The sequence below is a fragment of the Ignavibacteriota bacterium genome (assembly GCA_016713565.1).
GTDB lineage: Bacteria > Bacteroidota > Ignavibacteria > Ignavibacteriales > Melioribacteraceae.
This window is the reverse complement of record JADJOX010000007.1, coordinates 1,240,468-1,266,032: the sequence shown is the minus strand read 5'-3', so window position 1 is coordinate 1,266,032 and position 25,565 is coordinate 1,240,468. Positions and strand designations below refer to the sequence as shown.

General features: G+C 31.8%; 24 protein-coding genes. 10 read left to right on the top strand and 14 right to left on the bottom strand.

All coding sequences use genetic code 11. The features are described from left to right. The first annotated feature begins 32 nt into the window (after positions 1–32). Positions 33–1,085 (top strand): beta-lactamase family protein, encoded by a 1,053-nt coding sequence (locus tag IPK06_12930; protein MBK7980875.1) that lies wholly within the window; start codon positions 33–35, stop codon positions 1,083–1,085. 70 nt (positions 1,086–1,155) lie between these two features. After that, positions 1,156–2,235, top strand: coding sequence for a family 43 glycosylhydrolase (locus tag IPK06_12925; protein MBK7980874.1), 1,080 nt, complete (start codon positions 1,156–1,158; stop codon positions 2,233–2,235). A gap of 17 nt (positions 2,236–2,252) precedes the next feature. On the opposite strand, the gene IPK06_12920 is transcribed toward IPK06_12925, so the two are convergent. Together IPK06_12920 and IPK06_12915 are read right to left on the bottom strand one after the other, a co-directional pair. Further along, on the bottom strand, positions 2,253–3,374 hold the full coding sequence (locus tag IPK06_12920; protein ID MBK7980873.1) for a Gfo/Idh/MocA family oxidoreductase: 1,122 nt from the start codon (positions 3,372–3,374) through the stop codon (positions 2,253–2,255). Between the two features lie 152 nt (positions 3,375–3,526). Continuing rightward, a complete protein-coding gene (locus tag IPK06_12915; GenBank protein ID MBK7980872.1) occupies positions 3,527–3,778 on the bottom strand; it encodes a GlsB/YeaQ/YmgE family stress response membrane protein in 252 nt (83 codons plus the stop codon). Positions 3,779–4,055: 277 nt separating this feature from the next. Between IPK06_12915 and IPK06_12910 the strand changes: the two genes are divergently transcribed. The 3 genes from IPK06_12910 (at position 4,056) to IPK06_12900 (ending at position 7,430) form a co-directional block, all read left to right on the top strand. Continuing rightward, positions 4,056–5,354 (top strand): sodium:proton antiporter, encoded by a 1,299-nt coding sequence (locus IPK06_12910; protein MBK7980871.1) that lies wholly within the window; start codon positions 4,056–4,058, stop codon positions 5,352–5,354. Between the two features lie 143 nt (positions 5,355–5,497). Beyond that, positions 5,498–6,388, top strand: coding sequence for a carbon-nitrogen hydrolase (locus IPK06_12905; GenBank protein MBK7980870.1), 891 nt, complete (start codon positions 5,498–5,500; stop codon positions 6,386–6,388). A 4-nt stretch (positions 6,389–6,392) separates the two neighbouring features. Beyond that, entirely contained in the window at positions 6,393–7,430 is a 1,038-nt protein-coding gene (locus IPK06_12900; protein ID MBK7980869.1) for an agmatine deiminase family protein, read from the top strand. 18 nt (positions 7,431–7,448) lie between these two features. On the opposite strand, the gene IPK06_12895 is transcribed toward IPK06_12900, so the two are convergent. Next, positions 7,449–8,267 carry a CPBP family intramembrane metalloprotease gene (locus IPK06_12895; GenBank protein ID MBK7980868.1) on the bottom strand — a complete coding sequence of 273 codons (819 nt, stop codon included), beginning with the start codon at positions 8,265–8,267 and terminating at the stop codon, positions 7,449–7,451. A 231-nt stretch (positions 8,268–8,498) separates the two neighbouring features. Here IPK06_12895 and IPK06_12890 point away from each other — a divergent pair, with 231 nt between their 5' ends. Next, entirely contained in the window at positions 8,499–10,148 is a 1,650-nt protein-coding gene (locus IPK06_12890) for an amidase (GenBank protein ID MBK7980867.1), read from the top strand. 7 nt (positions 10,149–10,155) lie between these two features. Here the strand turns inward: IPK06_12890 and IPK06_12885 are convergent, their stop codons facing one another. The 4 genes from IPK06_12885 to IPK06_12870 form a co-directional block, all read right to left on the bottom strand. Beyond that, positions 10,156–10,749, bottom strand: a complete 594-nt coding sequence (locus tag IPK06_12885) for a TetR/AcrR family transcriptional regulator (GenBank protein ID MBK7980866.1) — start codon at positions 10,747–10,749, stop codon at positions 10,156–10,158. Positions 10,750–10,835: 86 nt separating this feature from the next. Then, entirely contained in the window at positions 10,836–11,477 is a 642-nt protein-coding gene (locus tag IPK06_12880; GenBank protein MBK7980865.1) for a hypothetical protein, read from the bottom strand. Between the two features lie 125 nt (positions 11,478–11,602). Next, positions 11,603–12,406, bottom strand: coding sequence for a DUF4249 domain-containing protein (locus IPK06_12875; protein ID MBK7980864.1), 804 nt, complete (start codon positions 12,404–12,406; stop codon positions 11,603–11,605). Position 12,407: 1 nt separating this feature from the next. Beyond that, positions 12,408–14,735 carry a TonB-dependent receptor gene (locus IPK06_12870; GenBank protein ID MBK7980863.1) on the bottom strand — a complete coding sequence of 776 codons (2,328 nt, stop codon included), beginning with the start codon at positions 14,733–14,735 and terminating at the stop codon, positions 12,408–12,410. A gap of 224 nt (positions 14,736–14,959) precedes the next feature. On the opposite strand from IPK06_12870, the gene IPK06_12865 reads away from it, so the two are divergent. After that, on the top strand, positions 14,960–15,733 hold the full coding sequence (locus IPK06_12865) for a T9SS type A sorting domain-containing protein (protein ID MBK7980862.1): 774 nt from the start codon (positions 14,960–14,962) through the stop codon (positions 15,731–15,733). Between the two features lie 7 nt (positions 15,734–15,740). On the opposite strand, the gene IPK06_12860 is transcribed toward IPK06_12865, so the two are convergent. Beyond that, positions 15,741–16,079 (bottom strand): SdpI family protein, encoded by a 339-nt coding sequence (locus tag IPK06_12860; protein MBK7980861.1) that lies wholly within the window; start codon positions 16,077–16,079, stop codon positions 15,741–15,743. Positions 16,080–16,316: 237 nt separating this feature from the next. Between IPK06_12860 and rsgA the strand changes: the two genes are divergently transcribed. Together rsgA and IPK06_12850 are read left to right on the top strand one after the other, a co-directional pair. After that, entirely contained in the window at positions 16,317–17,375 is a 1,059-nt protein-coding gene (rsgA, locus tag IPK06_12855; protein ID MBK7980860.1) for a ribosome small subunit-dependent GTPase A, read from the top strand. 1 nt (position 17,376) lies between these two features. Next, the gene (locus IPK06_12850; GenBank protein ID MBK7980859.1) at positions 17,377–18,645 is read left to right on the top strand and encodes a metallophosphoesterase; all 1,269 of its coding nucleotides are present in this window, start codon (positions 17,377–17,379) and stop codon (positions 18,643–18,645) included. On the opposite strand, the gene IPK06_12845 is transcribed toward IPK06_12850, so the two are convergent. From IPK06_12845 to IPK06_12825, 5 genes are all read right to left on the bottom strand, one after another. After that, positions 18,642–19,157, bottom strand: a complete 516-nt coding sequence (locus tag IPK06_12845; protein ID MBK7980858.1) for a hypothetical protein — start codon at positions 19,155–19,157, stop codon at positions 18,642–18,644. The genes IPK06_12850 and IPK06_12845 overlap by 4 nt on opposite strands. A gap of 190 nt (positions 19,158–19,347) precedes the next feature. Further along, a complete protein-coding gene (locus IPK06_12840) occupies positions 19,348–20,595 on the bottom strand; it encodes an FAD-dependent oxidoreductase (GenBank protein ID MBK7980857.1) in 1,248 nt (415 codons plus the stop codon). A 12-nt stretch (positions 20,596–20,607) separates the two neighbouring features. Beyond that, complete coding sequence (locus IPK06_12835) at positions 20,608–21,609, bottom strand: 4-hydroxyproline epimerase (GenBank protein ID MBK7980856.1); 1,002 nt, start codon at positions 21,607–21,609, stop codon at positions 20,608–20,610. A 2-nt stretch (positions 21,610–21,611) separates the two neighbouring features. Further along, entirely contained in the window at positions 21,612–23,189 is a 1,578-nt protein-coding gene (locus IPK06_12830) for an aldehyde dehydrogenase (NADP(+)) (protein ID MBK7980855.1), read from the bottom strand. Between the two features lie 3 nt (positions 23,190–23,192). Continuing rightward, complete coding sequence (locus IPK06_12825) at positions 23,193–24,119, bottom strand: dihydrodipicolinate synthase family protein (protein MBK7980854.1); 927 nt, start codon at positions 24,117–24,119, stop codon at positions 23,193–23,195. Between the two features lie 137 nt (positions 24,120–24,256). Between IPK06_12825 and IPK06_12820 the strand changes: the two genes are divergently transcribed. Beyond that, a complete protein-coding gene (locus tag IPK06_12820) occupies positions 24,257–25,135 on the top strand; it encodes a helix-turn-helix domain-containing protein (protein ID MBK7980853.1) in 879 nt (292 codons plus the stop codon). Positions 25,136–25,137: 2 nt separating this feature from the next. Here the strand turns inward: IPK06_12820 and IPK06_12815 are convergent, their stop codons facing one another. Then, entirely contained in the window at positions 25,138–25,551 is a 414-nt protein-coding gene (locus IPK06_12815; GenBank protein ID MBK7980852.1) for a hypothetical protein, read from the bottom strand. Positions 25,552–25,565: the final 14 nt, after the last annotated feature.

The following is a 25,565-nucleotide window of genomic DNA, read 5'->3' as shown; positions in this document are numbered from 1 at the left end:
TTGCTAAATAAAACAAACTGAATGTAAGTACAATGAAAATAAAAATATTACTTTTGATAATAATTTTTAACTTAACCGCATATTCACAAAACAATATGGAAAACAAAATAGATCAAATATTTGAAGAATTTCAAAATGGTATTGTGCCAGGCGCTTCTGTTACAGTGCTGATAAAAGATAAGTTAATATACCAAAAGGGAATTGGCTACGCAGATCTTGAAAACCAAATAAAAATTGAACCAAAAACAAATTTCAGATTGGCGTCTATTACAAAACAGTTTACCGCATTATCCATACTTCTTTTGGAAAATGAAGGTAAAATTTCGCTTGATGATTCACTTACAAAATTTTTTCCTCAATTTCCCGCGTACGGTAATAAGATAGAAGTTAGAAATATTCTTCAGCATACATCCGGATTTTTAGATTATGAAGATTTTGTAAATGAAGATTCGAGTCAAGTATTGGATAAAGATGTTTTGAGAATTTTAATGGATCAAGATTCCACATATTTTGAACCAGGCAATGAGCATAGATATTCAAATTCAGGTTACGCGGTTTTAGCAATGATTATTGAAAAACTTTCCGGGAAATCATTTGCTGGTTTTGTAAGAGAAAGGATTTTCGAGCCGTTGCAAATGTTTAATTCCGTTGCTTTTGAAAATGGAATTTCCGAGGTTCCGAACAGAGCTTATGGATACGTAAAGGTAAATAATAACTATGAATTTTCAGATCAAAGTTCTACTAGCGCAGTACTTGGTGACGGTGGAATTTACTGTTCGGCAATAGATTTACTCAAATGGAATAAAGAAGTTGAAAACCCAACACTTTTACCTAAGGATAAGTTTATCAAATCTTTTGAAAAAGGGAAAAATGCAAAAGGTGAAGAATTTGATTATGGATTCGGCTGGAGATTGGATCCGTATAAAAATTATAAAAGAATTTATCACACAGGCAGCACTTGCGGATTTTCAAATATCTATATGAAAATTCCATCTGATGATTTAACAATAATTGTACTTATGAATATTAGAGATTTAGAAGCAAAAAACTATGCTGAAAAAATTGCCGACTTGTTCATTGAATAATTTTTATACGATTTGTTTAAATTTTTAGAGCTGCAAAAGTTAATCATCTCACTTAATTTTTTTAATAATTATGAAAAAAACAATCTCTTTCGCAATTATAATTTTATTACAAATTTCTATTTTAGCTCAAGATAAGAAATCCATTGAAATTAAAAATAATTTTTCTGGCAATCCAATTATCAAAGGCTGGTATGCGGATCCTGAAGCTGAAATCTTTAATAATAAATTTTGGATTTTTCCGACTTACTCCGGGGAAGAAGATAAAGAGAACAGCATATTAAATTTTACGCGTGAACAAATTGAATTACGCAAAAACACAATTAATCCTCAGTATCTTAAACAAACATTTCTTGACGCATTTTCATCCGAAGATCTTTTAACCTGGGAAGAACATCCGCGTGTTTTGGATATTACAAATGTTAAATGGGCGGCTTATGCGGTTTGGGCGCCTTCAATATTTTTTTACAACAATAAATATTATCTTTTCTTTGGCGCTAATGACATTCAAAATGATGATCAAATTGGCGGGATAGGTGTGGCAGTAAGTGATAAGCCTGAAGGACCGTATAACGACTTATTGGGAAAGCCTTTAATTAATAAATTTCATAATGGCGCTCAACCTATCGATCAGTTTGTATTTAAAGACGAAGACAATACTATTTATATGTATTACGGCGGATGGAAACATTGCAATGTTGTTAAACTCAACAATGAATTAAATGAAATAATTCCCTTTGAAAATGGTGAAACATTTAAAGAAATTACTCCGGAAAACTATGTGGAAGGTTCATTTCTTTTTAAGAAAAATGGGAAATATTATTTTATGTGGTCTGAAGGCGGATGGACAGGTCCCGATTACAGCGTTGCCTATGCAATTGGGGATTCACCCGTCGGTCCCTTTAAAAGAATTGGAAAAATTCTGCAGCAGGATTTAAATATTGCAAGAGGAGCCGGACATCATTCATGTTTTAAATTGCCCGATACAGATGAATGGTATATTGTTTATCATAGAAGACCTTTAGGAGTAGAAAACGGAAACCATAGAGAAGTTTGTATTGATAGAATGTATTTCGATGAAAACGGGAAGATCATTCCAATCAAAATGACATTTGACGGTGTTGAAAAAAGATCATTAACTAAACAAAAATAATTTTGATTTCTTATAAACTAGAATACAATTTTGGAATTTGTTCTAATTGATTCTAAGGCTGCGTTTATTATTCTTACATCTTTTAAACCTTCTTCTCCAGTTACTCTTAATGGTTTCTTATCTCTAAACGAAACCGCCATCTCATCCATTTGAACAGCTTGCTGATTTTTTTCCTGATATTGAATTGGTCCCTTTGAACTTATTCCTTTTATTCCGTTATAAGATGAAAAAGGATTTAATCCGAACCAGCCTTTTTGGGCTTGAACATAAAGATTGGAAATTCCCAAACCGAAACTACCCATGCAATTTGCGATTACGCCACTTGGAAATAAAAGTTGAAAGGTAACAGTTTCATCTATTTCGGTAAATTCATTTGGTCTCGAATTATAACTTTGTGCCGTAATAGAAACAGGTTCTTCTCCTGTAACATACCTTGCCGCCTGCAAAGCGTAAATACCAATATCTTCCATCGCGCCGCCGCCCAAAGCTTTTTTAGCTCTCCACGCATTTGCGTTTCCCATATAAAATCCCGCTCCGGCATTTATTGTAACCAAATTTCCAAATTCCTTTTCTCTTGCCATACGAATAATTTCAATTGTATGCTGTTCAAACTGCATTCTGTAACCTATAGATAAACCAACATTATTTTTCTTGCAGGCGTCTATCATAGATTGACATTCATTTACGTTCATAGCCATTGGTTTTTCGCAGATAACATGTTTTCCTGCTTTTGCGGCACGAATTGTAAACTCGGCATGCATTGAATTTGGCAGAACTACGTAAACAATTTTAATTTCATCATTATTAATTATGTTATCAAAATTTTCATAATTATATATATTTTCTTTACGAATATTATATTTCCTCGACGATTCCTCAATTTTGGAAGGAGTTCCGGTGACTATGCCCGCAAGGTAACATTCTTTAGTTTCTTGAAGAGCGGGAGCTAAATGATTTTGGCTGTAGTTTCCAAGTCCCACAAGGGCAATACCCATTTTACCATTATTATTTTCTGCAAAATATTTATTCTTAAAAATTGGAGAGGTAAATCCCAAAGATAATGCACCGGCACCGATTGAAATCTGCTTAATAAAATCCCTTCTTGAATTATTAAATGAATTAAATTTTTTTGAGCTCATTTTTAATCTCCGGTCATTTTTGTTTATTAAAAATAAGAATTGTTTTAGAAATCTGAAGAAATAATTGAGATGAAAAATAGAATTGAATTAGAGTAGAAAATTGAAATAGAATTTGAGAGTACACTTTTTAAATTAGCGTACTCTCACAAAAATTAATTTGATTTGAATTTTCGATATATAAAAAGTAAAATAATAGAACCAACAACCGCAATTGCAAAACTTCTAAAATCAAAACCGGAAACATCTCCCATTCCGAGAAATGAACCAATAAAACCGCCAATAAATGCTCCGGCAATTCCAATCAAAATAGTAATAATCATTCCGCCCGGATCTTTACCAGGCATTATAAATTTAGCGACCGCACCGGCAATTAAGCCGAAAACTATCCATGATAATATTCCCATTATTGGTTTCCTTTCTATTTTATTTAGGTTTTTAATTACAATTTAAAAAATCTTTTTAACATTAGATTGATTTTATTTTAAAAGCAATAGTTTGAAATTATATTTTTCAAATATTTTTAATAAAATTTAGTAATCGTCAAGGGATTTTTTACTATTTTATAAAATAATTTTCATCGTAAAATTTACTTTTTTTTATATGTTTACAAAATTATTGCCAAATATTTTAGTGAAATTAAAAACGTAATTTTCATTCGTAAATAAGATATATGAGTCTAATATGGAAGAACTAACTCGTCAAATAAGCATATTTAGCATAATTCCTTTTCTTTTAATGTTAGCTGCAATTGCCGTATTACCTTTAGCCTATAACCATTTTTGGGAAAAGAACAGAAATAAACTTATTGTAGCGATAATTTTAAGTCTGCCGGTCATTTTTTATCTGCTTTATAATTCATTTGGAATGGAATTATATCACACTATGGTTTTTGACTATGTTCCGTTTATAATTCTGCTCGGCGCACTTTTTACAATTACCGGCGGAATTTTACTGTCGGGAGATTTGGAAGCTAAGCCAATTACAAATACAATCTTTTTGGGATTGGGAGCGGTTTTGGCATCTTTTATGGGTACTACGGGTGCCGCAATGCTTTTAATTAGACCTGTGATTAAAACCAATAGTGAAAGGAAATTTAAAGTTCACACTATTCTTTTCTTTATTGGAATTGTTGCAAATTGCGGAGGTTTGCTCACTCCTCTAGGTGATCCTCCTTTATTTATGATGTATTTGAGAGGAACTCCATTTGTTTGGTTTGCAAAATTAATACTGCCTTGGATGTTTATAAATTCAGTATTACTGTTAATTTATTTTTTTGTTGACAGCTATTACTACAAGAAGGAACCAGAATCCTCACTTGTCAGAGATAAAAGTATTTTGAAGCCAATTAAAATTGAAGGTAAAAGAAATTTTATATTTTTGATTGGCGTAGTACTGGCAGTTGCTTTTATAAACGAACAATATTTAAGTTTTATATCAACAAACCACTATTTCAGTTTTTTACGCGAATTGTTCATTCTAATAATGGCATATCTTTCCCTTTTATTTACACCAAAACTGCTTAGGGAATCTAACAATTTTACATGGGGACCAATAGAAGAAGTCGCATATTTATTTTTTGGAATTTTTATTACTATGGTGCCCGCGCTTCTTTATCTTGAAACAAACGCTAAATCTTTGGGAATTGCCTCTAGTACTCAATTTTATTATTTCACCGGTTTGTTGAGCAGTTTTTTGGATAATACCCCTACTGCCGTAACATTTCACTCGCTTGCATTAGGTTTAAGCGAAACCGGAGGAAATTTAATTGCCGGAATACCCGAAGTTTTATTAAGAGCAATTTGCCTTGGTGCGGTTGTATTTGGCAGCATGACATATATTGGAAACGGTCCTAATTTTATGATAAAGGCAATTGCTGAAGACAATAACATTAAAATGCCTGATTTCTTCAGTTATATGATTAAATTTTCCATTATTGTTCTTTTACCAATTTTTATATTAGCAGAAATTTTGTTTGTATAAGGTATTCTTAATATCAATATTTTAAAATGGCAATCTGTTTTTGCCATTTTTTTTATCATTTAAAAACATTATAAAATATTTATTTATAAGTTGTAAAGTTTTATATATTTCTCAAAAAAATATTTGGTATTAATATGAGTAAAATGAAAAAAGGAAATTATTCAATTGGACTCTTACAGTTAGCATTTTCTGCCAATTTGGAAGATAATACAAAAAAGACTATTAGCTGGGTTGAAAAAGCCGCAAAAAAAGGCGCACAAGTTATTTGTCTGCCTGAACTATACCGTTCACATTATTTTTGTCAAAAGGAAGATTCCTCAATTTTTAATTTAGCCGAACCAATAGACGGACCTTCAGTTAAAGCTTTTCAAAAAGCGGCAAAAAAAAATAAAGTTTCGATCGTTGTTCCAATATTTGAAAAACGTGCACCGGGAGTTTATCATAACAGCAATGTTATAATTGATAATGATGGAACGGTTATTGGCGTTTACAGAAAAATGCATATCCCGGATGATCCCGCGTTTTATGAAAAATATTATTTCACTCCGGGTGATTTGGGATTTAAAACTTTTCAAACAAAATATGGAAAAATCGGAACACTAATCTGCTGGGATCAATGGTTTCCAGAAGGCGCAAGATTGACAGCATTAAAAGGGGCAGAAGTTCTATTTTATCCTACAGCTATTGGCTGGCATCCATCCGAAAAAGATAGATACGGCAAAGCACAGCAAGATTCTTGGATAACGATTCAACGCTCGCACGCAATTGCAAACGGTGTTTATGTTGCGTCCGTGAATAGAATTGGATTTGAACAAACTGTGAAGGAACAAGATGGAATTATTTTCTGGGGCTCATCCTTTATTTGTGATCCGCAGGGCGTTTTTATAGCACAGGCTTCAGTAGATAAAGAGGAAATTTTACTCGCTGAAATAGATCTAAATCATATTGAAACAATTAGAAGAAATTGGCCTTTCCTTCGTGATAGAAGAATTGATGCTTACGATGGAATTACAAAAAGATTTTTGGACGAATAATTTTATGAGCAATAATATAAGATATCCGGCTGAATGGGAAGAACATAAATCAACAATTATTTGCTGGCCTCATCAAAAAGAGGATTGGCCGGGAAAATTTATGCCGATTCATTGGGTTTATACAGAAATTGTAAAATATTTATCGCGCGGTGAAATAGTAAGAATAATTGTTCAGTCAAATGAGCAAAAAGAAAAAGTAATGAATTATTTATCAAGAGCCGAGATCATATCGAATAAAATTGATTTTATTATTTCAAAAACTGACCGCGGCTGGATGAGAGATTCTTCACCCGCATTTATAAAAACCGGAAATAAAACAAAAGCCGTTCAGTTTACATTTAACGGCTGGGCAAAATATTCAAATCATAAATTAGATAAAAAAATTCCAAATATTTTATCTAAACAACTAGGTATTGAAATTACTACCGCAATTTATAAAAATAAAAATGTGGTTTTAGAGGGCGGCGCAATTGATGTAAATGGAAACGGAACTTTGCTAACAACAGAAGAATGTTTGCTTGATGAAAACATTCAAACTAGAAATCCGGGTTTTACTAAAAAAGATTATGAAGAAGTTTTCAAAAAATACTTGGGAATTAAAAATATAATTTGGTTGAATAAAGGAATTGCCGGAGATGATACACACGGTCATGTAGATGATCTTTGCAGATTTGTAAATGAAAACACTTTACTTATTTGCAATGAAGAAAATGTGAACGATGAAAATTACAAGCATCTAAAAGAAAATTTGGAAATTCTTGAAGATGTAAAATTGCAAGATGGCTCAAAACCCAATGTGGTTAGGCTTCCAATGCCTTCACCAATTATTTTTGAAGGAATGAGATTGCCCGCAAGTTATGCGAATTTTTATATTTCTAATTACGCGGTATTAGTCCCGACATTTAATGATCCAAATGATAGAATCGCGTTAAATATTATTAAAGAATTTTTCCCGGAAAGAAAAGTCATAGGAATTCATGCAGTAGATCTAGTTTGGGGACTTGGAACACTTCACTGCTTAAGTCATGAAGAACCTATATAAATTTGCTTTCAATTTAGTTTACGTTGCATGTTGGGTTATCCCTTTTTTAAGTTCCAATTTTTTTGAAAATAAAACTACAGCCCAAATTAGTAACACAGCCGTTCCAATTATTCCTTCTTCAGGATCAAATAATATTCTGTTAGTTCCGGTTAAGAGTCCGGTTTGATTTGCAAATCCATACAAATTATATTCAAGTGTGTTCCACAAAGCATGAAAGATAGCTACCGGAATTAAACTTCTTGATTCTAAAAATAATGATGAAAAAACAGACCCAAGCAAAAACATGTTTAAAATGTAAATTGATGTTCTGATTGGATCAAACCCAATTAACCAGATTGAAATTGGCAAATGCCATAGTCCAAAAATGATTGAACTGATGAATATTCCTTTCATTTCGCCCATGCGAATTGACAATCTGTTAAGTAAATAACCGCGGAATAATAATTCTTCTGTAAAAAATTCAAGTATAAATAAGATTGAAAAATTTATTAATAAAAAAATTAGTAAATCATTTAACGATGAAATTGGTAATCCGCTATTAAAAGGATTTTTAATTTCACTTAACGATTGAATTTTTACAAATCCAGAAAAAATATTGATAATTGAGATAAATCCTAAAATTGAAATTGGCAGCAGAAATCCTTTTCCCAGACTAACCAAACCGCATTTTCTAAATCCAAGATTTTTTAATAAATCTCTGTGAATAAATTTTTGAAGAATAAAAACATTCAATCCCATAATAAGAACTAATATCTGACCTAAAAAACCCAATCCTAAAATGAACGCTGCGCAATTAATAAGTATGCAAATTATTAAATAGATAATTGGCAAATACATTTTATTCTCCGTAATATTTTAAAACTTCAATTAGCTTTAATGATAAATACTAACTAAAATAGATCTCAATTTGTTTAAGTAATTTCTTTTAGTTTTAGACTGAGTATTAAAAATAAAAGTTACATCTAAATTTTAATTTTTGCGAAGATGCTGATTAATTATTTTTATTAGAATTGTAAAAATTCTTATTAAACAATTACGTTTTTATTTTATAAAAAAAATGAGAAGACTATGAAAAATATTTTAACAAGTTTGATTTTGGCATTTTCATTATCAGTAAATATTTTTTCTCAAATAGATTCAGTTAATTTATTTAAGCTAAATATTGAAAGTGCTGAAAAATTAATAGATCTTAATTTTACCGACGCTGAAAGAGATTCCGCACAAGACAATCTTAAATTTTATATAAAAAGTTATGATGTAATTCACAAAATAGATTTACCAAATAACATTCCGCCGGCAATTTTATTTAATCCCATTCCGGTGGGATATGTAAATAATGCAAAGCAAGAAAAAATTAAATTAGAAGATTATTCAAAAACTGTAATGCCAAAAAACATAGATGATTTGGCTTTTTACAGCATTGGTCAATTGGCATATCTAATAAAGACAAAAAAAATCACTTCAACAGAATTGACAAAATTTTATATCGCAAGATTGAAAAAGTATGATCCGATATTAAAATGTATAATTACTTTAACAGAAGATTTAGCGTTAAAACAAGCAGCTATTGCCGACAAAGAAATTGCGGATGGAAGATACCGAGGATTGCTTCATGGAATTCCTTACGGGGCAAAAGATCTTTTAGCGGTTAAAGGATACAAAACTACATGGGGAGCCTCACCTTATAAAGATCAAGTTATTGATGAAGACGCAACTGTAATAAAAAAACTGGAAGATGCTGGAGCGGTTCTCGTCGCAAAATTATCTATGGGAGCTTTAGCTTGGGGAGATGTTTGGTTTGGCGGAAAAACAAAAAATCCATGGGATATAACAGCCGGCTCAAGCGGCTCATCGGCTGGTTCAGCTTCCGCAACTTCGGCAGGACTTGTACCATTCGCGATTGGTACTGAAACGTATGGTTCAATTGTTTCTCCCTCAACTGTTTGCGGAGTTTCGGGATTACGCCCAACTTATGGAAGAGTAAGCAGAACAGGTGCAATGGCTTTATGCTGGTCGATGGATAAAATTGGTCCAATTTGCAGAAATACGGAAGATTTAGCAATTGTATTTAATGCAATTTATGGATCAGACGGAATAGATCAAACAATTTATAACTTTCCATTTAATTATGATCATAAAGTAAATTTGAAAGACTTAAAAATTGGTTATTTAAAAAGTGATTTTGATCAACAATATGCTTTTCATAAAAATGATTCTTTAACTCTTGATACATTGAGAAAATTAGGATCAAAATTAATTCCTATTGAATTGCCTGATATTCCGGTAGAAAACATTTCATTTATACTTTCCGCGGAAGCAGCTGCGGCGTTTGATGAATTAACAAGATCGAATAGAGATGATTTATTAGTCAGGCAAATTAAAAACGCATGGCCGAATGAATTTAGATCTGCCAGGTTTATTCCCGCTGTTGAATATATTAACGCGAACAGAGTAAGATTTTTATTGATTCAAAAAATGGCGGAACTAATGAATAACGTTGATTTATTTTTAGCTCCTTCGGATGAAGGGAACAGCTCGCTTCTCACAAATTTAAGCGGACATCCATGTGTGGTTGTCCCAAATGGATTTTCTGAAAAAGGAACTCCAACAAGCATTACTTTTATTGGGAAATTATTTGATGAAGGTACAATTATTTCAGTGGCTAAAAAATTTCAAGATGCAACGGATTTTCATCAGATGCATCCCAAAATCGATTAAAAAGTAATTATAAAAGAATGTAATCAATTTGCTTATTTGAAAGCTCAATAAATTTGGAATAATCTGCCGGACTGTATCTGTTTAAATAAAATAAGAGCATTCCGACAGAAAAATTTTTCAATATATTACTTTTAGTTTCAATGGATTCTTTTGAGAAAATATTATTTTCAACGCAGTAATTCCACTCATCTCCATAAAGCACATCAAGAAAATTATAAATCATTGTTAAAGTAGGTTTTTTATGACCCAAATCTCCCGTTTTTTCTAAATAAAACAATTCAAATATTCCGGGGTACTGAATAAAGTATTTGATATAAGACCTTGTAACCATTTTAATTTTTTCAATTCCGCGTGCGCTATTTTCCGTTTCAGAATTAACTATTTCCTGGCATTCCGATTGGAAATCTTTTATACATTCAAAAACAAGATCTTTTATATCTTTAAAATAATTATATAAAGTAGCGTATGAATAACCGGCTTCACGAGCAATATTTCTAACATTTACTGCCTTTAATCCTTCACCTTTTAATATTTTTTTTGTAGAATCAATGAAGTATCCCTTCATTCTTTCTTCTTGAATTTTTTTGTTTTCAGTTGTCATAGTTCAATATATTATCCATGTTAAAATTATTAACAACGTTAATATATTGAAAAATTACAAAAATCAAAAGGAAAATTATTATAATGCTATTTTGTTAAAATATATCCGTTAACTTTAGATAAATTGTGAGCAGATAATCCTTTTTCAATTGCCATTGAATATTTATTTTGAGCTTCAGAAATTGCAACTTTACCTTTTAATGTCTCATCCAGCGTTCCATCGGAATTATCATCAATAAATACGGAGATCTCGCCGATACCTGAGTGAAAATTATCTTTAATGGAAAATTGATTAAAGTTGTTTCCTTTTACCGAAGAAAAACTCTTTATTTCATATGATCTGTTTCCCTCGCTAAAACTAAAAGTTTTATTGCCCATATCAATTTCATTGACTTTTCCCTGCTTTGCCAGAACATCAAGACAATAATCATAAATGGCTTGAGCTTTAGAGATTTCAATATTGCCGTTTATAACTTCATCAATTATCCTATCTTGATTCATGTCGGATGCAATAAAATTTGGACCTATAATTTGATTACAGGAACGCGGATTTTTTGGGCAATAAGCTGATCTTAATAGGTAATTTTCACCGTTATAGTTGAATTTAAATTCTGAAACTCTTAAATCAGCTGTACTTGAACAATTGAAAATAGTAAAACTCAAAATTGAAAGTATTATTGCGGAAATACTTCTTGATTGATTTACGATTTGTTTTTTTAATGTTTTCATCGTCTCATCTCCTACTTAGTATTTATTCAAAATGGAGAATAAGAAATTGTTTCTACGTAATAATTAAACAGATTGGCAATAAAAAGCAAGAGTTTTATGTCTTTTTATTGAATTATTTTCAAAATTTATTGAAGTATAATCTCTTTGGAATAATAAGCAAATGCTGAAAAATAACCGAACGCGTTGTTATTCCAGTTTGTTTCCGGATTTGCTGGAGCGGCTGACCCAAAAGGTCCGCTTCGAGAATTTGCTCTGGCATTTCTTAAAGTTTTAAAATATGTATGTGATTTTTGATCAATTGTATTTAATTCCACTAAAATTTTATCTCCTGAATTAAATTCTTCATCGTTAAAATTAAAGAAGAAAAAATCAATATTATTTCCGTTAGTTAATCTGTCATCGTAAAGGAAAATCCCGTCAAGTTTTTCGCTGTTTTTGTAAATCACAAATCTTATAAAATCCTTTCTATCCGGGTTGTCTTTAAAATGTACGTGCAGTTCGAGATATTTTTTATCTTTATTAAACGGTCTCGTTTCCAGTTTGTATGAAAGGCTATCAATCAAAATTGGTTTGGGAACTTGTGAAACCGCTGCATAATTTTTACCGCTGTAATCAACAACAATCCGGTATTCATTTTCCGGAACGGCTAAAAGATTTTCGTTAAAATAATTTCCGGGAGAAATTTCATTTAATATATATTCCTCTGTGTTATTAACGACAATTTTTACTTCGGCATTGGAAATATTTATATAATTTCCCGGATTATAAAAATCCGTAGATTCAGTAATTTTAACAAAATTTTTTGAAATATCATTTGTAAGATTTGCTTCAATAACAACTTGCGGATCACTTGAATTTAAATCGAGTTCTATAACTTCTTCGCAGCTTATTAACAGGGCAGCCATTAAAATTGAAATATATTTTTTCATATTAAAATCTAAAATTAAATGTTATTGATGGAACAATTGAGAATAATGCTAATTTAACGGCTTGAGTTTTATTCGGGTCATTTTCATCTTCTTTAAATGTAATGCGAAATGCATTTTGTCTTGCGTAAACATTATAAGCGGAAAATGTCAAACTCATTTCTTTTTCGTTTGATCTGTTGAAATAATAAGTCGCGCCCAAATCCATACGATGGTAATCAGGCATTCTATAACCATTTCTTTCAGTGTAGAGATTAATAGTTTGTCCGTCAATTTGATATTTACCGCTTGGAAAAGTCGCAGCGATTCCTGTATAATAAACCCAATTTGCGGATAATGACCAATTTTCATTTAAATTATAAATTCCAACTAAAGCAATATCATGTGTCTTGTCCTGCCTTGCCGGAAAACTTTTTCCGTTATTGATTTTATCAAATTTTCTTTCGGTTGCCGATAACGTATAACTTAACCATCCGGTAAAATTTCCGATTTTCTTTCCAATGTAAAATTCAGCGCCATATGACCATCCTTCACCAAAGACTAATTGAGATTCTATAAATTCATTTAGGAAAATATCGGCGCCGTTTTTATACTCAATCAAATTCTTCATATCTTTATAATAAATTTCAATTGAAGATTCATATGAGTTATTATCGAAGTTTTTAAAATATCCCAACGAAATTAAATTTGATTCTTCAGGTTTAATAATTGAAGTGCTTGGCTGCCAAATATCCAAAGGAGTGGAAGTGGAAGCCGTAGAAAGCAGGTGAATATTTTGTGTGTTTCTTGCGTATCCTAATTTGATTGAACTTGTTTCATCCAACAAATAATTTGCGGAAAATCTTGGTTCCAAAAAATTATATGTTTTTATCAATTCGCCGTCACTGTAGATTTTAGTATTTAATAAATTTCCGTCTTCGTTAAAAGAATATACTTTTCCGCTGCCTATCAAATTGAAAGTTGAATATCGAATTCCATAATTAAATTTTAATACGTCGGAAAAACTCCATTCATGTCCAAAATATAAATTAAACTCTAAGGCAAAATTGTCATCAATTTTTTTTGAATTAAAATTAGTATTTCCGGTTACAGAAATTTCACCGGGAAGAAAAGTGTGATAAATAGCGTTCAATCCGAATTTGAAAGTATTTTTTGAGTTAAAATAGTATTGAAAATCCTGCAGAAAATTTATATCTCTAATACCGGAACTTACAGTTGTGGATTGATCGCTATCTTCAATGTTAATATCATAATTATAATCACTGTAAATTAAAGTAGAATTTGAAAATAATTTTTCATTAAAAATATGATTCCATCTTAATGTAGCAGTAGTGTTTCCCCAATCAAAACCAAATTCATTGTTAAAGCTAAATATATCTCTTCCATTGTAACCGGAAAGATAAATGCGATCAGATTCGCCAAGCATATAATTAATCTTCCCGTTAAAATCATAAAAGTACAATGCGGATTTTTTCAGCTGATCATCACCAAAGAGCGGAAAAAACAGATCGGCGTAAGTTCTTCTTCCGGCAAATATAAAAGAACCGGTATTTTCTTTAATTGGCCCTTCAACTGTAAGTCTTGAAGAAATTAATCCAATACCACCATAAGCCGAATAATTTTTCAAGCTTCCGTCTTTCATTGAAATATCAAGTACGGAACTTAATCTTCCGCCGTATTCAGGTCCGCCGATTCCTTTTATAATTTTTGCGCTTTTAATCGCGTCTGAATTAAAGACTGAAAAAAATCCCATTAAATGTGAAGCGTTATAAACGGGTGCTTCATCAAGAATAATTAAATTCTGATCAGCGGAACCTCCGCGGACAATAAATCCGCTGTTTCCTTCTCCCGCAGATGAAACTCCGGGTAAAAGTTGAATAGTTTTTAAAATATCTTTTTCACCGAAAATTACGGGAACTTTTTCTATTTCTCTTGGCGCGATTTCAGTAGTTCCCATTTTGGTGGATTTAATATTTTCATCGGCTTTTTTATCTGAAACAATAACTTCTTCCAAATTAAAATCAGATCTTTTAAGTTGAACATTTTGTTTAATGTTATTAGTCAAATCAAACTTTAGTACTTGTTTTTCAAATCCTACAAAGCTAATCTCAACATTATATTTTCCGGATGGAATTGTAAGTGAGTAAAATCCGTATGAGTTTGAAGCGGTACCGGCATTTATTTCTTTTACAAAAATATTGGCGCCAATTAAAGTTTCACCGTTCGTAGCGTCATATACAAAGCCGCTAATTGTATATGAGTTATTTTGGCAATGAATTATTAAATTAGAAAAGAATAAAAAAACAGCAATAGTCAAAAGCTTAGGCAATATAACTCCGACAAAAATTTAAAAAAAATAAATTTTAAAGAATTTATAAATTTAATGTAAGAGTTGGTCATATATATTATTTTTAATTAAACTTTTTGTTAAGATATGTTGTCTTAAAAATGATTAAAAAAGTATAATTATAAAAGTCATTTTTTTTTGAACTATTTTAATTAAATAATATCAATAACATTAAAATAATAATATGAACTGACCTAAATGGAAATTAAATGAAATATATATTGACATTATTATTAGCTTCCGGTATTTTATTTGCAAAACCATCATATACCGGATATTCAGGTGCGCCGGGAAGTAAAGGAACTTGCGCGTCTTCATGTCACGGCAGCGGCAAGGGATCAATAATAATCAATGGTTTACCAACGGAATATGAACCGCAGAAAACTTATGATATAGTTGTAACATACAGCAGCGGAAATAAAATTTCGAATTTTAATCTTTCTTCACGAGTAGGCAGTTCAACTGTTGTTGCAGGAACATTTACGGCAAAAAGTAATTCATCATTGTATTCTATTAACGGTACAGAAAGTGGAATTCACGCAAGTTCCAACAATATTGATACGGCTAAATTTACATGGACGGCACCTGCCGAAGGAACGGGCAATGTTTCATTTTACCTGGCCGGAATGCAGGGCAGCACAAAAAGTGGAACCAACACTAAAATTGTAGCGGCGGTTTTGGAAAAAATTACAACAAATATTTCAAATAACGAAATTCCAAACGAATTAACACTTTACCAAAATTACCCTAATCCGTTTAACCCAACTACAATAATTAGTTTTTCAATTCCACGGGAATCAAATGTTACCATTGATGTTTTCAATTTATTAGGACAAAAAATTTTCACTTTAGTTGATGAAGTTAAAGAAAACGGAATTTATAAAATAATTTTTGACGGTTCAAATTTAGCGGCCGGCGCTTATATATATCGAATTCAAAACGAAGGCAAAGTATTTTCCAAGAAAATGTTATTAGTAAAGTAATTCAGTTTTATTGAATTTCAATTCTGTTCGCGTAACTTATTGATTTAACGATTAATAAAATGGACCCGGCGATAAGCAACGCCAGCAAAATAAAAATGGTATAAACTTCATCGATAAATGGAAAAAAATATAATAATACAGTTACTGATGAAAGCAAACAGCCAAATAAAAACATGTATCTTCCGGCTTTTTCATTTACTTCATACCAAACAGCTTCATTTTCCATTGTTTGGGGAAGTCGTATTCCATACCAATTATTAATCTTAATTTTTCGTTTTATCAATGGAATTGATAAAAGTATAAAGATTAATCCAGTTGCGAAAAATGTTATAAAGCTCGTTATCATATTTTAAAATAATATTAAAAAAGTACAAATAATTACAAATCTTTATTTGTAAAAATTCTTGTATAAAAATTGGTAAAAATATATTTTTAAATCAACAAATAGCCAAGAAAACAAACCGAATTATGATTGCCTAAAAATTAATTTTATTAAGCACAATGCTTATAAAATTACATCGAAAAACTTAGATAGAAAAATAACTATCATAATAGAAAACTATTAATTTTGGAGAAATCAGTAATGAATATTTACTCGCTTGGCATTAATGAGGAAGAACTTAATTTATATAAAAATGCGGAATTTAAATTAGCTCGAGTTATATCAGTAAATAGAGAAAGCTTTATAATCAACGACGGAACAAAAGAATATTTTGCAAAAGTGACAGGCAATCTTATGTTTTCGGCAGAAAGCAGTTTGGATTTTCCTACGGTAGGAGATTTTGTTTATTTTCAAAATTTTGATGAGGATTCGACTGCGATAATACACAAAGTTTTGGAACGAAAGACCTTGCTAACAAGAAAATCACCGGGCAAGAAAATAGAATTTCAATTAATTGCGGCAAATGTTGATTTTGCGATAATAATTCAATCTTTAGATAATGATTTTAATACAAATCGGCTTGAACGATATTTGATAATGGTGAATGAATTTAATATAAAACCCGTTATACTTTTAAGTAAATCTGATTTGCTTAATTCAAATGAAGTTGAAAAAATTTCAGATAAAGTAAAGAATGATAATCCGGAAATTCTAACATACGCGTTCAGCAGCTTTAATGATGATATAGAAAATTTACGCCAAATATTTCAGCCAAAGAAAACGTACTGCATCATCGGTTCTTCGGGAGTTGGAAAAACGACGTTTATAAACAAACTTTTGGGCGAAGATAAATTTCAAACAAATGAAGTAAGGAAAAGCGACAGCAAAGGAAAACACACAACAACGTCGCGTCAGCTTGTGATGTTAGAAAATGGCGCAATGATAATTGATACGCCTGGAATGCGTGAGCTTGGAAATATTTCAGCGAATGACGGAATAGAAAAAACTTTTGATGAAATTACAAGTCTAATGGAACAATGCCAATTTTCCGATTGTACACATACGGTTGAAAAGGGTTGTGCTATTCTTGAAGCGGTTAAAAACAATCAAATTTCAGAAAAAAGATACGGCAATTTTATGAAGTTAAGAAAAGAATCTCAATATTATGAACGCTCTTATGTTGAAAAAAGAAAACGTGATAAAGAGTTTGGTAAAATGATAAAATCGGTTTTAAAAGAACATAAAACAAGAAAAAGATAATATGAGAAATAATCCAATATACTTTGCGCTAATTTTCAGCGCAATAATATTAGCAATTGATTTTTATGTGTTTCGCGGAGTAAAGAAATTAATAATCGATTTAGGCAAATCGCAAAAAAAAATAATTAAAATTCTCTTTTGGGTTATTCCGGTAATTTTGATTGCCGGAATATTTTTGGTGCCGGCTCTTCAGGAAAGGATAAATCCCGCAGAATTTATTATTTACTTTCATTTTTTATCCGGTACTTTTATTTTGTTTTACATTCCCAAGTTAATATTTATCGGCTTTAATTTTATTGATGATATTTTTCGCTTATCGGTAAATTTTATTTCCAAAATAAAAAAGCAAAATCCGGAAGAAGTCAATTCGCAAAAAATTTCAAGAAGTAAGTTTTTAACGCAAGTTGGAATAATTACAGCAGGTATACCGTTTGTGTCTTTGATTTACGGAATTGGCTGGGGAAGATTTAATATAACCGTTAGAAATGAAAAAATATTTTCCTCAAAAATCCCCAAAAATTTTAACGGATTGAAAATCGTTCAGCTTTCCGATTTTCATATCGGCAGCATGTTAAATCAAAAAGATTTCGTTGAAGAAATTGTCCAAAGTGTAAATTCTTTAAACCCAGATCTGTTTTTATTTACGGGAGATATGGTAAATAATATCTCTGAAGAAATGGATAGTTTTTTAGAAATATTATCCAAATTAAAAGCAAAATATGGCAAGTATTCAATCTTGGGAAATCATGATTACGGCGAATATTTTCAGTGGAAATCGGAAATGGATAGACTTAATAATTTGGAAAGACTTAAACAGTTGCAGAAAAATATTGGCTTGGATTTACTGCTGAATGAAAATAGAAAAATTGAAATATTGGGTGAATCAATTGAATTGATGGGTGTTGAAAATTGGGGATTGCCGCCGTTTCCTCAATACGGCAATTTGAAAAAAGCGATGGAAAATGTTGATGAGAATAAATTTAAAATATTAATGTCGCATGATCCAACACATTGGGATGAACAGGTTTTAGGCTATACAAATATTGATCTTACACTTTCTGGACATACGCATGGTGCACAATTTGGAATTGAAATTCCCGGATGGAGATGGAGTCCGGTAAATATGCGTTATAAACGCTGGGGCGGAATTTATTCTGAAAATGAGCAACAACTTTATGTAAATACCGGAATTGGATATATTGGTTTTCCGGGAAGAGTCGGTATGCCACCCGAAATTACGGTGATAGAGTTGAATTCTAAAATTTCTTAATATTTCTGTACACTAAAATCAAAATCATCGGTATAAATTTCCTGACAGAATGCAACACAATATGAATATGTCATTTTTCCTTCAAATTCATTATTCGCAAAATTAAAGGTGCCGAATTCTTGTCCGTCATAAATAATTGAAAGATTATTTCCCGAAATATTTCCTTTAATATAAAGCGGAGACGGTTCGGGAAGATAACCCGCTCCATCTGTACATTCTGAATTAATGATCTTAAAATCATGACTTTTATATGTCATTACAATATCAACAATATTTGGATCTTTTGTTTCTTTTACTTCCCAAATTACATCCCATTCTATTGTTGCTACATCGGTTAACTCAAATGTGCAGAAATCCGTTTTAATTTTAACCAATACCGGTTTCGTTGATTTGTATTTCCCTAAAAATTTACTTACCGGACTACTGACACTATTTTCATCTTCCGAGCAGCCTGAAATAATTAACAAAACAGTTAAAAGTAGTTTAAGGAAGGTTAAGACTTTAGTTTTCATATTTAATCCAAGAGATTCAAATAATTCAGATCATTAAGAATGTAAGATTCTAAAAATATTTTAGCACCTAATTATCGCATTTAAATAATTGAGATTAAGTTATTGGTTAACTTTTTTATAAAGTTATTTGGTATGCTAAATGAAATTTGTTTAAATGTAGTCACCTTTAACCTGGTGACCACAATTGGACTTAATTAAATCTTTCCGGATTATAATCGTCAATATTTATGGAAGTTTTTTGATTTGATATTATCTCTGAAATTAATTTTCCGGTTGCGGGGCCCAAACTCATTCCCAGCATAGCATGGCCGGCGGCAATAAATAAATTTCCATACTTATTACTTTTGCCAATGTATGGAAGACCGTCCGGTGAACAAGGTCTTAATCCATGCCAAATATTGTCTTCCTCCGGCATTTCAAATTTCAATTCGGGATAATATTTTATAAACGAATCCAGCATGTTTTTTACTCTGCTCGTTCTAACTTTATGGTTAATCAAATCGATTTCCATATTACCGCCGATTCTTAAAAATCCGTTCATCGGTGTTACCGCGACTCTTTCATCAACCAAAATTGAGGGATATGTAGGAAAATTATTTCTCGTTTCCACATTAAAACTATAGCCTTTGCCGGGCATAAGCGGAATATTGACCTTTAATTTTTTCAACAATTCTGCAGTCCAAACGCCGGAAGCAAATAAAAAAGAATCGGCTTCGTATGTATCTTTACTTCCGCCAATGCTTCTTATGTGTTTGCTGGAAAATTTTATTTTTCTAATTACTTCGTTTGAAACTAAATTAACATTTTTAGATTTCAGATTTTCCACTAAAGATTTAATCAGATAATTTGGAGTAAAATGAGAATCACAATAATAAATAACTCCACCATTTACATCATATTTACAATGCGGATCCAAGTTTTGAATATCGCTTTTTGAAAGAATATTTGTTTCAATTCCATATTTGTTTGAAAGTTTAGCGAGCGCGATTTCCTCTTCGGCGGTTTTTTCATTTTTATAAAGCATAAGCAAACCTTTGGAAGTTAAACCAAATGAATTATTCAATTCTTCGGCAACTTCTTTATACAAATTGCTGCTCAAAAAAGAAATATCTCTCAATGGAACTATTGAATTATTAACGTGTGTTTTATTGGCGCTGCGTAAAAATTTAAAACACCAAGAAATGAAATCTTTATTCAACCTTGGGTAAAAAGAAAGAGGAGATTTTGAATTGAACATCCATTTTACGGCTTTGGGAATCATGCTTGGTGAAGCAAGCGGTATAATATGACTTGGAACAACAAATCCGGCGTTACCATGCGAGCAGCCATTGTCGAAATCATATTCATCGATTATTGTTACATCAAAGTTTAACTTGTTAAGATAATAAGCTGAGAAAAGTCCCGAAACACCGCCGCCGACAATTACAACTTTTTTCATAATTCTATATTCCTAAATTACTTGAAATCCGTGTGAATATGGATCATCGTCATCAATAATAATAGTATTAAAACCTGTTATTTTTGCCCAGCCTGCGATGCTTGGAATTATTGCGTTAAAATCTCCAACCTTTGCTTCGGCTTCAACTCTTCCGGTAAAAGTTGAACCGATAATACTTTCGTGAATAAATTTATCGCCGACTTTTAGTTTACCTTTGGAATACCATTGAGCCATTCTTGCCGAAGTTCCGGTTCCGCATGGCGAACGGTCAATTGCCTTATCTCCGTAAAACACAGCGTTCCGCGCGGTTGATTCCGGGGAAATTGTTTTTCCGGTCCATTGAATATGGCTGACTCCGGAAATCAATTCATTCTCGGGATGTTTGAATGAGTATCTTTTATTAATTTCTTTTCTGATTTCCCTGCTGAAGTTTATAAGCTGATCCGCGGAATAATTTTCCAAACCGCTGAAGTTTTGCTGCGGATCAATTATTGCGTAAAAATTTCCGCCGTATGAAACATCGAATGTTAATGTGCCAAGCGCGGCACTTGTAATTGAAAGATTTTCAGCTGCTAAAAATGAGGCAACATTTGTAAGTTTAACAGATTTAACTTTTTCTCCTTCCTGATTGTAATCGACTAGAACCAATCCAGCCGGAGTTTCCAATCTTACTTTTCCCTTTACTTTAGGATTTATCAGTCCATGTTCAATTGCGATAGTTATCATCCCAATTGTTCCATGTCCGCACATAGGCAAGCAGCCGCTTGTCTCAATGAACAAAACACTTATGTCATTTTCCGGATTTGAAGGCGGATATAAAATACTTCCCGACATCATATCGTGACCTCGCGGTTCAAACATTAAACCTTTTCTGATCCAATCAAATTCTTTCATAAAGTGAAGCCGCTTTTCAAAAATTGTTTCACCGTTTAACAAAGGACCGCCGCCGGCAACAATTCGAACGGGATTTCCACAAGTGTGTCCGTCAATACAAAAGAAAGTATTTTTTGCCATAATTAAATTTTACTTTGTGAAAAATTATTATTTATCAATCGCCAAATATTTAAAGGGTTTTCATTTTTCAACTCATCCGGCAATAACTCATTTGGAAAATCTTGATAACAAACCGGGCGAGTAAATCTTTTTATCGCGTCGGTTCCAACTGAGGTAAATCTGGCATCGGTTGTTGCCGGAAATGGTCCGCCGTGCTGCATTGAAGAACACACTTCAACGCCGGTCGGAACGCCATTGAAAATAATTCGTCCTACTTTATCTTTTATAATTTCAACCAAATGAATATTTTCCAAAAGTTCATTTTTTTCGGCAATGAATGTTGAAGTTAACTGACCGGTTAATTTTTTTGCCGCCGCTTTCATTTCATCCATATTTTTACATATTACAATTAAAGAAAATGGACCAAAAACTTCTTCATGCAAATTTGGATTATTTATAAAATTATCAGCGCCGGTTGAAATTAAAGTCGGGTTTCCAAGTTTAGAATCATTTGAGGAATTAGCTTCAATCATTATACCTTTTTCTTCAAGCATTTTTTTTCTTTTGGAATTGTAATTTTGGGCAATTCCCTTATTCAGCATTTTATTTGCGGGACTTTCATTTATTTTCTTGGCTAATTCTTCAATAAATAATTTTAAGTTTGGATTTTCAAGAATAATTACTAAACCCGGGTTTGTACAAAATTGACCGGCACCCAATGTTATTGAAGCGGCAAGATTTGCGGCAACATTTTCTAGATCGGTATTTAGTTTATTCGGTAATACAAAAACCGGATTTGTGCTTCCCATTTCGGCAAAAACAGGAATTGGCTCCTCGCGTTTATTGGCAATATCAAATAATGATTTACCTCCGTTAAATGATCCTGTAAAAGCAACAGCTTTAATTTCCTTGTGATTTACTAATTTTGTCCCAATCTCAAAATCCGAATCATTAATTAAAGAAAAAACTCCATTTGGGATTTCATTTTTTTCTGCCGCTTTAATAACTGCGGACGCTACAAGCTCACTTGTTCCGGGATGCGAAGGATGCGACTTAACAATTACGGAACAACCTGCAGCCAACGCGGATGCTGTGTCGCCACCGGCAGTAGAAAATGCCAATGGAAAGTTGCTCGCGCCGAAAACTGCAACAGGTCCAATTGCTTCTCGCATTTTTCTAATATCGGATTTTGGCAATGGCTGACGATCCGGCAAGGCCGTATCTATTGCAGCCTCAACCCAAGAACCATCTTTAAGCAGCTGAGCAAACATTTTAAGCTGACTTACAGTTCTTCCTCGTTCACCTATTATTCTGGCTTCGGGCAAGGCTGTTTCCAAAGATGCTCTTTTAATTAATTCATCACCTAGATTTAAAATTTCATCAGCAATACTTTCCAAAAATTCCGCCTTTTTTGCTCCGGGAATTTTTTTGTACTTATGAAATGCGTATTTAGCAAGCTCAACCGCGGAATTTAATTCTTCTTCAGTTGCGCAATAAAAAACTTCTTTAAGCATTTCAAAATTATTTGGATTATACGCGTTAAAAGTTTTACCGCCTAAATTTGATAATTTATTTCCAATATAATTTTTACCTGTTATCATTTTTTAATTCTCTATTTTTATACTCAAATAATCCGGCAGTACCGGTTTATCTTTCAAAGCGTTTTCTATAATGTTTCTTACTTTTTCCCTTTCGGTTCCATTAAGCGGCAGTCTTGGTGCTCTTACAAATTCAGAGCCAATTCCGGTATAGGTTTCAGCCAATTTAATATTTTGCACTAATTTTGTATTTATATCCAATTCAAGTAAAGGTAAAAACCACCTCGCGATTTCTACGGCTTCATTAATTCTTCCGGATTTCACTAATCTGTAAATGGCAACAGTTTCCTTGGGAAAAGCACAAACCAATCCGGCAACCCAGCCGTCGGCACCCAGCGCAAGACATTCCAATGCAATAGTATCAACACCGCATAATATTTTAAATCTTTTCCCAAATTTATTTATCATTCGCGTAACATTGGTTACATCTCTTGTTGATTCTTTTACGGCATTTATATTTTCAAATTCTTCAAGCTGTTCAAACATTTCTAAAGTAACCGGAATTTTATAATCTATGGGATTATTATAGATCATAATTGGGAGCGAAGTTGATCCCGCGATTGATTTAAAATATTCAACAGTTTCAAAACTGTCAGCGGTATAACGCATTGGAGGAAGAAGCATAAATCCGTGTACGCCTTTATTTTCGGCTTCTTTTACTATTCGAATCGCTTCTTTAGTTGATTGTTCGGCGATATTTAAGATCACCGGAATTTTATCTTTGGTAATTTTTAATGTCTCTTTAACGAGTTCAAATTTTTCATCATTTGTTAAAGTAGATGCTTCTCCCAAGCTTCCCGCCAAAACAATTCCGTCTATTCCGGCTTCAATTTGAAATTCTAAATTTTTGGAAAATAATTCCAAATCCAATGAATCATCTTTTGTAAATTTAGTCGTTATTGCAGGATAAACTCCATTCCAATTAACTTGCATTATTCACCTTCAATTTTTTAATAGTAAAAATTAGCATTTATTGAATAAAATATTTCAATCATTTTTAGCGAATAATAATATTATATTATCTAAAATATTAATATATTTTAATAAATTCCGATAGAATAGTATAAACAATGAAAGCGCTATCATTTAAAATTCCAAAGTCCGATGAACAATCAATTCGAGTTCAAATTGATAAACAGCCATATTTTTATGACAATTTCCATTATCATCCCGAAATACAAATTTCTTATATTCTTGAAGGAAGCGGAACAAGGATAATTGGCAACAGTATAGGGAAATTCAACAAAGATGAAATTTATATTATCGGATCAAGCATTCCGCATATTTTTAAATCCGATAAAATTTATTACTCCAGGAAGCGTTCACTTATTTCCTATTCAATTTCAATTTACTTTTCTGAAGTTTCTTTTGGTGAAAAATTTTTCAAATTACCGGAGACAAAAAGATTAACCGATTTTTTGATAAACTCAAAAAAAATTATTTGTATTAAGCCAAAGGATAGCGATCAGATCAAATCGGAATTTCAAAAAATTTCAGAATCGGAAGGATTGGAAAAGTTTCTACTTTTCCTTAAAATATTGGAGCGGTTATCAAAAGACAGATCGGCTAAATTATTAAGCAAAACCTTTTATGAATTGAGAAATACTGAAAAGAACGGAAAGCGCATAAATGATGTTTATGATTTTGTAATTAATAATTACAACAGAAATTTAACTTTAAGCGAAGCATCAAAAATTGCAAATCTTTCCGTTACCGCATTCTGCAGATTTTTTAAGGAAAGAACAAGAAAATCGTTTACGGAATTTGTTAATGAGGTGAGAGTCGGTGAAGCATGTAAACTATTGAACAATCAAGATTATTCAATATCTCAAATATGTTATGAAGTTGGCTTTAATAATGTTTCAAATTTTAACAGAAAGTTTAAAGAGATAACCAGTTTAACTCCCAAAAATTATCGTCAGGCATTTTATGAAAATAAAAACGAATAAATTTATTTTTTAAGTAAATATTTATATGTGATTTTCGGCGCCAAAAAAATACACAACAAAAAAAAAGCCCATGTTTTACCTTCAAATAAATTGTAATCCGCCATTAGTTTTTCAAATTGATGACCCATTACAAAATGACCGAAACCAAATTCAAATAAAATTGTAGCGGTAAACCAAAAAATTCCAATCTTGATCATATCGGATCGTTGATAGACTGCCTTTGTTTTTTTAAGAAAAATGTAAGTAATTCCAATTAAGTAAAAGAAAGCCAGCGGCAGAAGCAATGCTCTTGCTAAATTTCCATTCAATCCTGTAAACGGAATGAAAAAAAGCTCTCTGAATGCGCCAAAAAATATAGTAATAATTGCGAAAAGCAACCAGATAAAAATCGCTTGTATATAAATTTTCTTTATCATAATATTTTATAAAT

What these genes read in the sequence shown, in the direction of transcription:
- IPK06_12930 (MBK7980875.1), top strand. Translation starts at nt 33, where the DNA reads ATGAAAATAAAAATATTACTTTTGATAATAATTTTTAACTTAACCGCA.
- IPK06_12925 (MBK7980874.1), top strand. Translation starts at nt 1,156, where the DNA reads ATGAAAAAAACAATCTCTTTCGCAATTATAATTTTATTACAAATTTCT.
- IPK06_12920 (MBK7980873.1), bottom strand. Translation starts at nt 3,374, where the DNA reads ATGAGCTCAAAAAAATTTAATTCATTTAATAATTCAAGAAGGGATTTT.
- IPK06_12915 (MBK7980872.1), bottom strand. Translation starts at nt 3,778, where the DNA reads ATGGGAATATTATCATGGATAGTTTTCGGCTTAATTGCCGGTGCGGTC.
- IPK06_12910 (MBK7980871.1), top strand. Translation starts at nt 4,056, where the DNA reads ATGGAAGAACTAACTCGTCAAATAAGCATATTTAGCATAATTCCTTTT.
- IPK06_12905 (MBK7980870.1), top strand. Translation starts at nt 5,498, where the DNA reads ATGAAAAAAGGAAATTATTCAATTGGACTCTTACAGTTAGCATTTTCT.
- IPK06_12900 (MBK7980869.1), top strand. Translation starts at nt 6,393, where the DNA reads ATGAGCAATAATATAAGATATCCGGCTGAATGGGAAGAACATAAATCA.
- IPK06_12895 (MBK7980868.1), bottom strand. Translation starts at nt 8,267, where the DNA reads ATGTATTTGCCAATTATCTATTTAATAATTTGCATACTTATTAATTGC.
- IPK06_12890 (MBK7980867.1), top strand. Translation starts at nt 8,499, where the DNA reads ATGAAAAATATTTTAACAAGTTTGATTTTGGCATTTTCATTATCAGTA.
- IPK06_12885 (MBK7980866.1), bottom strand. Translation starts at nt 10,749, where the DNA reads ATGACAACTGAAAACAAAAAAATTCAAGAAGAAAGAATGAAGGGATAC.
- IPK06_12880 (MBK7980865.1), bottom strand. Translation starts at nt 11,477, where the DNA reads ATGAAAACATTAAAAAAACAAATCGTAAATCAATCAAGAAGTATTTCC.
- IPK06_12875 (MBK7980864.1), bottom strand. Translation starts at nt 12,406, where the DNA reads ATGAAAAAATATATTTCAATTTTAATGGCTGCCCTGTTAATAAGCTGC.
- IPK06_12865 (MBK7980862.1), top strand. Translation starts at nt 14,960, where the DNA reads ATGAAATATATATTGACATTATTATTAGCTTCCGGTATTTTATTTGCA.
- IPK06_12860 (MBK7980861.1), bottom strand. Translation starts at nt 16,079, where the DNA reads ATGATAACGAGCTTTATAACATTTTTCGCAACTGGATTAATCTTTATA.
- rsgA (MBK7980860.1), top strand. Translation starts at nt 16,317, where the DNA reads ATGAATATTTACTCGCTTGGCATTAATGAGGAAGAACTTAATTTATAT.
- IPK06_12850 (MBK7980859.1), top strand. Translation starts at nt 17,377, where the DNA reads ATGAGAAATAATCCAATATACTTTGCGCTAATTTTCAGCGCAATAATA.
- IPK06_12845 (MBK7980858.1), bottom strand. Translation starts at nt 19,157, where the DNA reads ATGAAAACTAAAGTCTTAACCTTCCTTAAACTACTTTTAACTGTTTTG.
- IPK06_12840 (MBK7980857.1), bottom strand. Translation starts at nt 20,595, where the DNA reads ATGAAAAAAGTTGTAATTGTCGGCGGCGGTGTTTCGGGACTTTTCTCA.
- IPK06_12835 (MBK7980856.1), bottom strand. Translation starts at nt 21,609, where the DNA reads ATGGCAAAAAATACTTTCTTTTGTATTGACGGACACACTTGTGGAAAT.
- IPK06_12830 (MBK7980855.1), bottom strand. Translation starts at nt 23,189, where the DNA reads ATGATAACAGGTAAAAATTATATTGGAAATAAATTATCAAATTTAGGC.
- IPK06_12825 (MBK7980854.1), bottom strand. Translation starts at nt 24,119, where the DNA reads ATGCAAGTTAATTGGAATGGAGTTTATCCTGCAATAACGACTAAATTT.
- IPK06_12820 (MBK7980853.1), top strand. Translation starts at nt 24,257, where the DNA reads ATGAAAGCGCTATCATTTAAAATTCCAAAGTCCGATGAACAATCAATT.
- IPK06_12815 (MBK7980852.1), bottom strand. Translation starts at nt 25,551, where the DNA reads ATGATAAAGAAAATTTATATACAAGCGATTTTTATCTGGTTGCTTTTC.